The 11573-nt window shown below is 43.3% G+C and carries 8 protein-coding genes and 1 pseudogene; 1 reads left to right on the top strand and 8 read right to left on the bottom strand.

The annotated features are described in order from the left end of the window. Nucleotides 1-186: 186 nt before the first annotated feature. The 8 genes and pseudogenes from modA to ssnA all read right to left on the bottom strand — a co-directional run bounded on the left by modA (nt 187) and on the right by ssnA (nt 10660). The gene (gene modA / locus DXB52_RS05755) at nt 187-1077 is read right to left on the bottom strand and encodes a molybdate ABC transporter substrate-binding protein (RefSeq protein WP_118106721.1); all 891 of its coding nucleotides are present in this window, start codon (nt 1075-1077) and stop codon (nt 187-189) included. A 159-nt stretch (nt 1078-1236) separates the two neighbouring features. Continuing rightward, on the bottom strand, nt 1237-2178 hold the full coding sequence (locus DXB52_RS05750) for an NTP transferase domain-containing protein (protein ID WP_181989167.1): 942 nt from the start codon (nt 2176-2178) through the stop codon (nt 1237-1239). A 72-nt stretch (nt 2179-2250) separates the two neighbouring features. Beyond that, entirely contained in the window at nt 2251-2874 is a 624-nt protein-coding gene (locus DXB52_RS16745; protein WP_472519976.1) for a nucleotidyltransferase family protein, read from the bottom strand. After that, nucleotides 2851-3623: pseudogene (yqeB, locus tag DXB52_RS16740) on the bottom strand (selenium-dependent molybdenum cofactor biosynthesis protein YqeB); the annotation flags it as partial. The pseudogene yqeB and the gene DXB52_RS16745, both read right to left, overlap by 24 nt. Nucleotides 3624-3728: 105 nt before the next feature. Then, nucleotides 3729-4502 (bottom strand): selenium cofactor biosynthesis protein YqeC, encoded by a 774-nt coding sequence (gene yqeC / locus DXB52_RS05740; protein WP_118106719.1) that lies wholly within the window; start codon nt 4500-4502, stop codon nt 3729-3731. Between the two features lie 146 nt (nt 4503-4648). Continuing rightward, a complete protein-coding gene (ygfK, locus tag DXB52_RS05735) occupies nt 4649-7642 on the bottom strand; it encodes a putative selenate reductase subunit YgfK (RefSeq protein ID WP_118106718.1) in 2994 nt (997 codons plus the stop codon). A 133-nt stretch (nt 7643-7775) separates the two neighbouring features. Further along, nucleotides 7776-9218: a uracil-xanthine permease family protein gene (locus DXB52_RS05730; protein WP_118106717.1), complete on the bottom strand. Its 1443-nt coding sequence runs from the start codon at nt 9216-9218 to the stop codon at nt 7776-7778. Between the two features lie 107 nt (nt 9219-9325). Next, nucleotides 9326-10660: a putative aminohydrolase SsnA gene (gene ssnA, locus DXB52_RS05725; RefSeq protein WP_118106716.1), complete on the bottom strand. Its 1335-nt coding sequence runs from the start codon at nt 10658-10660 to the stop codon at nt 9326-9328. Nucleotides 10661-10908: 248 nt separating this feature from the next. On the opposite strand from ssnA, the gene DXB52_RS05720 reads away from it, so the two are divergent. Next, nucleotides 10909-11547 carry a helix-turn-helix transcriptional regulator gene (locus DXB52_RS05720; RefSeq protein WP_055171883.1) on the top strand — a complete coding sequence of 213 codons (639 nt, stop codon included), beginning with the start codon at nt 10909-10911 and terminating at the stop codon, nt 11545-11547. The last annotated feature ends 26 nt before the right edge of the window (nt 11548-11573 follow it).

Raw genomic sequence — 11573 nt, 5'->3', positions numbered from 1 at the left:
TGTTACTGTTCACACGATGTGCGACCAGCAACGCATCTCGCCATTTTAAATCGCCTTTGGCGATGGGGCGAGATGCATTCAAGTCAAAACACGCATCCTCCGTGTCAATCAGCAAAGTGATTGACACGGGAGTGAACAGTAACCCTCTGCTTCTATAGTAACACATCCGTTACTATCACACTATCTTTATTCTACATTTGTATCGAAGTAATAAGACTCAAATACTTTCTTTGCATTGTCTGACAGAACAAACTTGATGAAATCATCTGCTGCTGCGTTCTGTGCATCATCAGCCTCATCATTTACTACACGTGCGATCGGATAGATTACATTTCCTGTCAGATCATACCCTACTGTCTGAAGAATATCGAGTTCGTCCTCGAATCCATATGTATCAGAGTAGTAAGTTGTTCCAACTTCACAAGATCCTTCCACTACTGCGGAAAGAACCTTGCTTACGTTGTCCTGCTCGCTGATCTCAAGTCCGCCAAGTGCTTCTGATACTTCTTCTGTTGTGATTGCTGAAGGATCATCCACCTTCGGAAGAACACCCATATTCATAAGTGCGGTTCTTGTATACTTACCTACCGGTACGCTTCCGCCGGCAAGTGCAAAGCTTTCTGCTTCGCTTAAGTTATCAAGTCCTGTTACCTTTGTTCCGCTGTCTTTTCTTGTCACAACTACTACCTGGTTGTTTACAACATTCGCTCTTGTTCCGTCTACTACAAGACCATCGGACTCAAGCTGGTCCATCTGCTTCTGTGCTGCTGAGAAGAAGATATCACACTCATATCCTTCTTCAATCTGTGTCAGAAGTGTACCTGAACTGTCTGCATTGTATGTGATCTTTACATTCGGATGTTCTTCGTTATACTGTGTTGCGAGCTTATCCATTACATTCTTCAAGCTGGCTGCAATAAATACCTGGATCTCTGTTTCTTCTTCATCACTGCCTTTGTTGTCAGTTGCTTCTGTTTTTGCTGTGTCGTCTGTCTTTTCGTCGGCTTTGGATCCACATCCAGCCATAGAAAACACCATTACGGCTGCCATCATTACTGCTAAAATTCTCTTTTTCATCCTATCTCCTCCTGACAGGCGCCTTGTTCATAAAAATGTTGTAATTATTCCTGTCTTTTCTTTCTAAATGATGGTCTTATTATAACCGATTTGTTTTATTTTAACAATCGCATTTTTAAAAAAAGTTGTGATTTACACAACTTTTTTTCATTGACTGAATTATGATTCAAAGATATCCTTATATCTCTTCTCTGCATATTTCACCACATCTTTTTCCAGCAGTTCATATTTTCTGAGTATGTCTTTCCCTGCTTCGCTTACATTGGCTACACCGCCATGCTTGCCTCCCGGACTTCGCTCTACAACGGTATATCCGAGTTCTTTCTCTGCACTTCTGATCAGGCTCCAGCCCTTGCTGTAAGACATTCCTGTCTTTGCACAGGCGTCTCTTACCGAGCCAAGTGTATCGATCTGACGCAGAAGAAATACAATTCCCGGACCGAAGAAGTTCTCATTCTTCTCCAACTGAAGCTTCACTCTCGGACGGATTCTTCTCTCCTTTTCCTTCTCTTTGAAAATCTCACGGAAAGGTTCTCCCTGTCCAGAGTAAATCGCTACACCGTTGTCTTCCACCGGAACGAAAATGCGTTCTACATTCAGCGCATCCATGGCACCTTTAAGTCCACCTTCACCTTCATAAGAAGCAAACTGATCAACCATACTGCGATCCATCAGGATCGGATGTCCTTTTCGTTCTTCCCAGACAGGTACATAGACTTTCTCATGATTGTTTTCATTTTCTTTCGCTTTTTGCATCAACACACGTACGGTATCTTCTGTGAAAAGAGAAACTCCTGCCGGACAGAAGAAGAATTTCTCACAGCGCGGTTTCAGGTAGTTCATCCCTCGAACTGCTGACGTGATCATCTCTTCCTTCTCATAATCTTCACTGCGAAGGAATATTGCCCCAAGCTTCGCCAGTTTCTTCTCCACCTGCTCCGCCTGGTATCCTGTGATCAGCACGATCTCATCCACGCCTGCTCTCTTGAAATTTAAAATCATCTGACGCAGAACCTGGATTCCATCCACCGACTTCATCTTATCATAACTCTTATATCCACCAGATTTTCCTGCTGCCGCAATCACTGCTCCTACCCGCATTTGCATTCTCCTTTCAGCTTACCGTGCTATTTTTATCACTGTTCACACTATATGCAACCAGCAATTCTATCATTATGCCGTTCCGAGATCTTCTTTGCGATCAATATCCTGAAGTTCTCCCGCCTGTACCGGCACAATTTTCAGCGAATCTACGTTTTCTTTCAATATCTTCTTTCCACCGATATCTCCATCTAACTCCAAAAGTTTATCAAAGAATCTCTTATCCCACAAGACCGGATTGCCATTTCTTGTTCCTTCTCCTGCACAAACAATCTTTCCCGGATTATGAAATGCTGTATTTATGATTCTCTGAATCGTGGATTTTTTTAATCTTGGCTGATCGCAAACACTGAACAGGACTCCTCGAAGCGGTGTTCCATTTTCTTCCGCATCCTCGATTGCCTTTGTCAGACCGAGCTTTACAGAAAGAGAGATTCCCTTCTCCGGTTCTTTATTGCATACGACGGTGCAGCCTGCTGACTCTGCTGAAAGTGTAATCTCTTCTTTTCCTGTCACTACATAAGACTTGAATCCCTGAAATGCTTCAAACCGGCTGATCGCACTTTCATACATTGCTTCACCTTCTACAACTGCTTTCAGTTTATCTGAACCAAATCGTACGCTCTGTCCTGCTGCCAATAAGATCAGTGCATACTTTCCTCTGCTCTTTTCATAACTACAGACTGCATCGAGCACACCTCCGCCAATCGCCCTTGCTTTGTCTGAGATTGTCCGGCAATGCTCCTGCTTTGCACGAGCATCAATATCTCCGATCTTCAGTCCCTTCGTCACCTGAACACCTGGCTGAAGCATTCCGCGAACGATACCGTCCATCAGCGCATAAACCGGCTCTCCGCCTGTAATTGCAACGATCTGTCCTTTTCGTACCAGATCGCCGATCACAGCCTTCGGTTCGATCACCCCATCTGCGGATGCTTGATCAGACGCTCAATAGAATATCCCCCAACATTTCCCGGAACTCCGGTATTCGGGATCGCACTTCCGTCCCAGATTACATTCCCCAGTGTATGTCCTCTCTTTGTCTCTACAACACAGTTGCAGTCTTCCCCGGCAGTAAATCCAGGTCCGACTCCGATTACAAACGGTGCATCTGTGATCTTTGTTCCAAGATTTCTCTTTGCAAGGATGGCATCCACAATCACATCCGGCTGAAACCACTGTATACATTCTGCCTTTGGATCAACGATCACAGGGATATCTCCCTGTTCCATAATCTCCTCTGCTTCTTCCTGATTCTTTGCCAGGCGCGCCGTCATATCTTCTACAACTGCCTCACCTTCATAAACCGCTCTGGAAAATGCAACCAGTCTGCGGACCGTCAATGGCACAGCAATATCTGTCATCATGATCTGATGCCCTGCGCCATATAATCTGGATGCGATTCCTGTTGCCAGGTCTCCCGCACCTTTAATCAATATCTTCATCTCAATACTTCCCATCTATTTTCCTGAGAATCTTCTATGATTCTCCGTTATTTTCTAATTTATTTACGTTCAAGAATAATCTCTGCACTTTTTCTACAATATTTATTACAGCATATAAGATGTCACAAATATATTCTTGATTCCATTCTCATACAAGCACTTTGCAATCTTACACGCTCTGTCTCGCCGTTCCTTTGTGTCTGCCTTATTCAGTACAACAATATACTCTGCCTGCTTTGGACAGCCTTTTCGCCCGCCCTGTTCATGACAGGCAAGCTTTATTATGTCCTCTTCTGTCACCTGATCTTCCGGCTGTTTTCCAAGAAGCTCTGCCGACTTTTCACTTCGAAAGCAGATTTCTTCCAGCTTTTGATCCAAAGCGTCCATTCCGTAGACAGAAAATACATGTGTTGTCTGTGGCAGGAGCACAGGTTCTTGTTCTCCCGGTACTTTTAATGGCAGCATCCTTGCTCCGTCCGCTTCAACAAGTAATGGCACATTCCAGCTTTCTATCTCTGCCAGAATCAACTCCGGAACGCAGCTCATTTTCCCTTTTTTCGTTCTTGCCCCAATCCAGGCCTGTCCATATTGTTCAAGGCATTCCTTCACTCGTTCAAGCAGCTCGTTCCCTTTACTAATCCACTCTTCCTCTTCAGCCACACAACTCCATGGAGTCGTCTCTTCTCTCATATGAGTTGTTGTAAGAACAATTGCCTTTTTCCCCATCAGCGCATACTCTTCTGCAAGCCTTCTCAATGTAGAGGTCTTTCCTCCCGCACCGACAGCAGCTATCATCGGACATTCTGTATAGTCAGGCTTTACTACCGATAAGAAAGAGTCTGCTTCACAAAGTCTGTCATCTCTGAAATAGCTTATCATTTTACAGATCCCTTCTTTCTATATTTCTGCGTCTTTTGAAAAGAAGATAGCCCACAGGCAGATGCCTGTGAGCTATCTATCTCACATATTATCACTCTAGTCTCACTCAATTTCCACCGGAGCAATCTCACATAAACCTTCTGCTATTATCTTAACAGATATGTGTAGTCCTTGCAAACAGTCTCCATTACTTTCTGAAGTGCTTCCGGAATCTTTGTCTCTTCTCCAAGTGTCCAGTCGAGGATCTCTCCACAGAAACGAACCTTGCAGTGTACTGCATCTTTATCCAGTACTGTGAATCCCTGATTCTTGCTGTCTGCCATATCGTTCTCATCCATGAATAATGTGAATTTATCCAGGTACGGAGCACTGTCGTATGGACAGAAGCTCTTACAGTTACCACATTCATTACACATGTAATCCACATGGATGATCTGATGTTTCTCCAGTCCCGGAACCTTGATTGCTACATTTGCTCTGTTCGGGCAAACTTCCTTACAGTTCTCACAGATTCCTACACAGTTAAGACATCTCTTAGCCTCTGTGCTGTCTTCGCGTACGTCTTCGAGGTTACCCTTTCTCTCATATACAACAGCTTCATCTGTCTCCGCATCGAAATCTCTTACAAGAGTCTCTCCGATCACTGCCTGAGCAGCTTTGAGACCATCACGGATACCTTCTACTACTGTAGCCGGTCCGCCAAGTCCGTCACCAACAACGTAAACGTTCTCTACGTTTGTCTCTAATGTCTCTTCATTTACAAGAGCACGTCCTCTGTCATTTACGTTGATTCCATTTGCCTCGTAAAGAGCAGTCGGAACTTTTTCACCAACAGCTGCGATCACTGTATCAGCCGGGATCTCTTTGAGTTCTCCTGTCTTAACAACGCCTCTTCTTCCAGAAGCATCCATATCGCCAAGAACCATAACTTCGCAGATCAGTTTTCCATTCTCAAGTTTAACAGGAGAAAGGAGTTCCATGAATTCTACGCCGTCCTCTACTGCCATTACCAGCTCTTCTTCGTCTGCCGGCATATAGCGTTTTGTTCTTCTGTATACAAGATATACATATTCAACGCCTGTTGTACGTTTTGCTGCTCTTGCTGTATCCATTGCTGTGTTACCACCACCGATAACTACAACGTTCTTACCGATATCAAGTTTTCCGTCATTTGCCTTGAAGTCAGCCAGGAACTCGAGTGCATTCTTAGCTTCACCCTGCTCAAGTCTTAATACTCCAGGCTCAGAAGCTCCTACTGCAAGGATCACTGTTGTAAATCCTTCTGCTTTCAGTGCTGCTGTATCTTTTACTTCTGTGTTCAGACGAACTTCAACGCCCATCTTCTCAAGAAGTGCTGCATCTTTATCAATAGATGTTCCCGGAATTCTGAATTCTGGGATCACGTGGCGAACAACACCGCCGAGAGCGTCGTTCTTCTCAAATACTGTAACTGCCATTCCGGCTCTGCGCAGGAAGTAAGCAACTGCCATACCAGCCGGTCCTCCACCAATCACTGCTGCCTTACCTTCTTTTGTGATTGCAGGTGCTGTCAGCTTGTTCATCAGTGCTTCGTATCCGTTCTGAGCTGCCTCAAGCTTCATCTCACGGATATGTACCGGTGACTCATAGAAGTTACGTGTACATTTGCCCATACAAGCATGTGCACAGATTGTTCCTGTAATGAATGGAAGTGGATTCTTCTCTGTGATAACATCCATAGCTTCTTCATATTTACCAGCTTCTACAAGCTGCAGATATGTTGTGATATCCTGGTGGATCGGGCATCCTTCTTTACAAGGAGCGATAAAGCAGTCGATCAGCGGAACCTGTTTGTTGATCTTTCTGGACGGAAGCGGTTTTACAGCCTTTACATGATATGGGCTTGTCTTTGCTTCCTCAACCAGTTTCTCTGTCTTGGCAGCGTCGATACCTGTGAATACAACGCCTTCTTTCTCAAGAAGTCCTGCAATCTGGCAAAGTCTGTCATATCCGCCTGGTTTCAGGATTGTTGTAGCCATTGTTACCGGCCAGATTCCTGCATCGATGATTCCCTCGATGTTATGGAAATCAGCACCACCTGAATAGGAGATTCTCAGTTTTCCACCGAAATCTCTTGCCAGCATATTTGCTACGGAGATGGAAAGTGGATACAGAGATTTTCCTGACATATACATCTCTTCACTTGGAAGTTCGTTCTGTTTTACATCAACCGGGAATGTGTTAGTGATCTTCACACCAAACTCCAGGTTTCTTTCCTGACAGACAGCGATCAGTCTGTTCAGCATCGGAACAGCATCCTCGTACTGCAGGTCGTCTTTGAAGTGGAAGTCACCGAATGCGATATAATCGTATCCCATGTCATCCATTGTCTTTCTTGCATACTCGTATCCAAGAAGTGTCGGGTTACATTTGATAAATGTATGGAATCCCTTTTCTGTGATCAGATACATTGCGATCTTCTCAATTTCTTCCGGAGGGCATCCGTGAAGTGTAGAGATTGTAACAGAATTACAGATATCACCGGAAATGCTTTCGATATCTTCTGCTGTCACTTTCTCGAACAGGTCAACATGCTCAAGAAGATAAGCCTTGCAGTGCTTGAAAATCTCTGAATCCTGTGCATGCTGCATTGTGTTCAGGAATGTGTCAACCTTCTCTGATTTGATTCCGGCAAGATCATATCCAACACTGATGTTGAACTGGAATCCGTCCATGCTTCCAAGTCCGAATTCTTTTGAGATCACTTTCAGAAGGAACCATGCTTTGATGTACTCCTCCATTGCCTGTGGAACAAACAGCTCTGTAGACCACTCACAGTTGTAGCACTCGTCATCAGCCTTGATACATGGTCTGTTGATGCATGCTGCAAGCTCGTCTCCGTCCATTACCTGAACTGTCTTCAGCTCGAAGAAACGGCTTCCTGTGTAGTAAGCTGCGATAATATTCTGTGTCAGCTGAGTGTTTGGACCTGCTGCCGGTCCGATTGGTGTCTCAAGATCGCGTCCGAAGATTGTGCGGTTGAACTTGCTGTCCGCATGATATGGATGACGCTCTCCAAATACTGTTCCATTCTCTTTGTACTCTGTCAATGTCCAGTTTAAAAGCTGTTCAAATGACATAGGTCTCATAATTTCACTCATACTTTTTACCTCTCTTTTTTCTTTTATCACGGAAAACCTGCCATCGGCAGGTTCTTCCGTAATGATTAAATCTTTGAAATCTCTGACAGATCATTCCCCAAGAACCTGTCTTTTCTCAAAGATCTGTTTCCTTTTATTTTGTCTCCGGCTTTGGATCTTTCGGAAGAACCAGATTCAAAATAACTGCAAAAATTGTCGCCAGTACAACCGGTGATGATGCAAATGTGTTATTGATGATGGACTGGAAGTTCTCGAGTCCCATTGTCATTCCTAATCCATCGTAAATTGTTGATGTCATCTGATTTAAGCATCCGTTACTTAAGGATACACCCATACCGATTGCAATAGATAATCCTGCAACTGTTGTGTTTCTTGTAGACATACCTTCACTTACAAGAAGCTTGATACCTGTCATTGCGATACCTGCGAATACAGATGCTACTGCTCCACCAAGTACACACTGAGGAATTGTTCTCAGAAGTGCTGAGAATTTCGGAATCAGTCCTGCAATCAGAAGGATAAATGCTGAAAGTGAAAATACCTTTCTTGCTACAACTTTTGTAGAACCAACAATACCTACGTTCTGGCTGTAAGTTGCTGTCGGAGGACATCCGAAACATGCACTTACGATATTACTGATACCATAACCGATGATACCACCGTTGAGCTCCTGGTCAGTAGGAAGACGATCCATACCACCACTTGTTGTAGCGGAGAAATCTCCCATTGCCTGAATGGAATTGACAAGGAACAAAATCGCCAGCGGGATAATCGCTGAGATATCGAATTTTACACCGAAAGCAAACGGTTGTGGAAGCTGGAACCAACCTGCGTTTGAAAGTGCTGAAAAATCAACCATTCCAAAGCACAATGCAAGTACATATCCACAGATCAGACCGATCAGGATAGATGCAAGTTTGAAAAGTCCTTTTCCGTAATGGTTCAGACCGATTACGATTGCCAGTGTTACAAGGGATACAAGCCAGTTCTGCCAGGAACCATAAACAAGTGCTGCTGTCTGACCTCTCTGCTCTACGATCACTTCATATGTGTTCGCGGAGTTTCCTGCCATGTAGTTAATGGCTGTCTTATAAAGAGACAGACCGATTGCAAAGATAACAGTTCCGATTACCAGTGGTGGGAACACCTTTCTGATCTGCTTAATAGTAAGTCCAACGATAATTGCTACAATACCACCTACGATCATCGCGCCAAAAATCGTGTTAACGTCCTGAGCCTGTGCTGCAATTGCTGTCATTGTCGGAACATAAGCAAAACTTACACCGATGATGACCGGAAGTCCGGATCCAAGATGGATCTTATTTCCATACAGCTGAAGGAATGTTGATAATGCTGCAAATACAAGTGACATCTGGATCAAGAGACCCATGTTTACATTTCCGCCTGCATTATTCGCTGCATTTGCAACCAGAATTGCCGGTGTAACACATCCTACAACTGCTGCAAGTACATGCTGGGCAGCAAGCGGAAGTATCTGACCAAATGTCGGATTACCATTCCACTTAAACAGTTCTTCGTTTCCTCTGCGAGGTGCTTCTGATTTCTTTTCTTTCATTATTTTATTGTCCTTTCCGGTTAGTTTTGACGAAATGTGCGATCAAAGATACTGTCCACATCTGTTATATATGTTAACATTAATGAACGGTATCCGTCAATCTAAGCCTAACGACTGTTGATACGTTTTCCAAGTTCGGCTGCTGCCTGTCTGCAGTCTGCCATAACTTTCGCTTCGTCAATCTCTGTCAGTCTTCTGTCTTTCATCAATACTTTACCGTTTGCAACAGTTGTCACAACATCGTGTCCAGTTACTCCGAATACAAGGTGACCATTGATGTTATTCTCATTCATTGGTGTCAGCGGATTGTAATTAACAATGATCACATCTGCTGCTGCGCCTTCTTCAAGAACCCCGAGCTTCTGGTCGAAATAACGTCCTGCAATCTTTGCATTGTTCTCAAACAGCATTGTCGGAACTTCTCCCCATGCTGCATTTGGATCGCAAAGGTGATGTTTATGAAGAATATTTGCCACTTTGAAGGATTCCATCATATCATGTGTATATCCATCTGTTCCAAGTCCTGTAAGGATTCCTCTGTGTACAAGTTCCATTGTCGGAGGGCATCCGCAGGCATTTCCCATATTGGATTCCGGATTATGAACAACCATTGTGTTTGTATCTTTGATCAGATCCATCTCATGTGGGTTGATGTAGATACAATGTCCAAGCAGTGTCTTCTCTCCAAGAATATTGAAGTCCATCAGACGGTCAACAATTCTCTTTCCATAATGTTTCAGGCAGTGATGCAGATCTTCAATTCCTTCTGCAACATGAATATGATAACCAACTTCATCCGGTTTGTTTGCTGCTGCAAGTTCCATTGTCTCATCTGAGATTGTGAACTGTGCATGCATACCCATCATTCCGGCGATCATTCCGCTGTCATCCTTCAGTGCATGACGAATAAATTCTGCATTCTCCATTACAGACTCTCTGGCCTTGTCTTTTCCATCTCTGTCAGAAACTTCATAACAGAGACAGGAACGAATTCCTGTTTCCTTCGCTGCTCTCTCAATTTCAAATAAGGAACCTTTGATAGCTCCAAAGCTTGCATGATGGTCAAATACTGTTGTTACACCGTTCTTGATAGAATCAATATAAGTAGCCATAGCACTTAAATAAGTATCATTCAGTGTCAGGTTTCTATCCAGCGTCCACCACATTCCTTCAAGAATGCTGAGCAATCCTGTTGGATTGTATCCATTAATAGCAAGTCCTCTTGCAAAAGAACTATAGATATGTTCATGAGTATTAATGAATGCCGGCATAATCACTCCGCCTTTTGCATCAATAAACTCTGCATCTGGATAAACCTTCTTCAACGCATCTGTTGGTCCAACCTTACAGATTACTTTACCATCAATTGCTACTGCGCCCTCTTCCATATAAGGACATTCAGGGTTTCTTGTCACAACTCTACCATTACCTAAGATCAACATAATTGTAACCTCTCCTTTTTATGAATTTCTACACTTTGATGTTAAAATGCTATCTGCCTGTTATGTGCATTTCGTACATCAATATCTCTGATACACATAGAATAACATCTAAATTGTCTAAATGCAACAAGAAATCTAAAAAAGTTTTTTGTTACCTAAAAATTTTTAGGAAAGGTATTGACTATCGTGATTTTTATGATATTATGGGATTATGAAGACAGAAAGCATGTAGAAAGGCAGGTGGACATATGCGTCATACCTTAGATTTTCTTAAGCAGCTTGCACACGGACTTGCAATTCAATTTGGAAGTTCCTGTGAGATTGCAATTCATGATTTGAAGACAAAAGATCTGGAGAAATCGATCGTGTACATCGAGAACGGACATATATCGAACCGACAGACCGGAGATGGTCCTTCAGGAATTGTTCTTGAGACACTTCAGTCGGATCCGTCAACGATTCATGATAAGCTTTCCTATCTTACTAAAACAGAAGATGGACGGATCCTGAAATCGAGTACCTTCTATATAAGAGACGATGACGGATCAATCTCATACATCTTCTCATTAAACTATGACATCACAGCTTTTACAGCTGCGAGTACAGCAATTCAGTCTTTGATCGCTACGAAAGACAAGCTTCCGGATCTTACAGGTGATTCGCCACGGCAGATCACACATAATGTAAATGAACTTCTGGATTTGTTAATCGAGCAGGCCGTTGCAAAGGTCGGAAAGCCAGTTGCAATGATGAACAAAGATGACAAAGTTGCTGTTGTCCAGTATCTGGATCATGCCGGTGCTTTCCTTATTACAAAGTCCGGCGATAAAGTTTCTTCGTATTTGGGGATATCGAAATTCACACTTTACAGTTACATGGGCAAATGACACGTATTAATTTAAGGAGGTCACTA

The sequence above is a fragment of the Ruminococcus sp. OM04-4AA genome, assembly GCF_003462585.1.
In the GTDB taxonomy this organism is placed as follows: Bacteria; Bacillota; Clostridia; order Lachnospirales; family Lachnospiraceae; genus Mediterraneibacter; species Mediterraneibacter faecis.
The sequence above is the reverse complement of the archived record's forward strand: the minus strand, read 5'-3'. Positions and strand labels throughout refer to the sequence as shown.

What these genes read in the sequence shown, in the direction of transcription:
- modA (WP_118106721.1), bottom strand. Translation starts at nt 1,077, where the DNA reads ATGAAAAAGAGAATTTTAGCAGTAATGATGGCAGCCGTAATGGTGTTT.
- DXB52_RS05750 (WP_181989167.1), bottom strand. Translation starts at nt 2,178, where the DNA reads ATGCGGGTAGGAGCAGTGATTGCGGCAGCAGGAAAATCTGGTGGATAT.
- yqeC (WP_118106719.1), bottom strand. Translation starts at nt 4,502, where the DNA reads ATGATAAGCTATTTCAGAGATGACAGACTTTGTGAAGCAGACTCTTTC.
- ygfK (WP_118106718.1), bottom strand. Translation starts at nt 7,642, where the DNA reads ATGAGTGAAATTATGAGACCTATGTCATTTGAACAGCTTTTAAACTGG.
- DXB52_RS05730 (WP_118106717.1), bottom strand. Translation starts at nt 9,218, where the DNA reads ATGAAAGAAAAGAAATCAGAAGCACCTCGCAGAGGAAACGAAGAACTG.
- ssnA (WP_118106716.1), bottom strand. Translation starts at nt 10,660, where the DNA reads ATGTTGATCTTAGGTAATGGTAGAGTTGTGACAAGAAACCCTGAATGT.
- DXB52_RS05720 (WP_055171883.1), top strand. Translation starts at nt 10,909, where the DNA reads ATGCGTCATACCTTAGATTTTCTTAAGCAGCTTGCACACGGACTTGCA.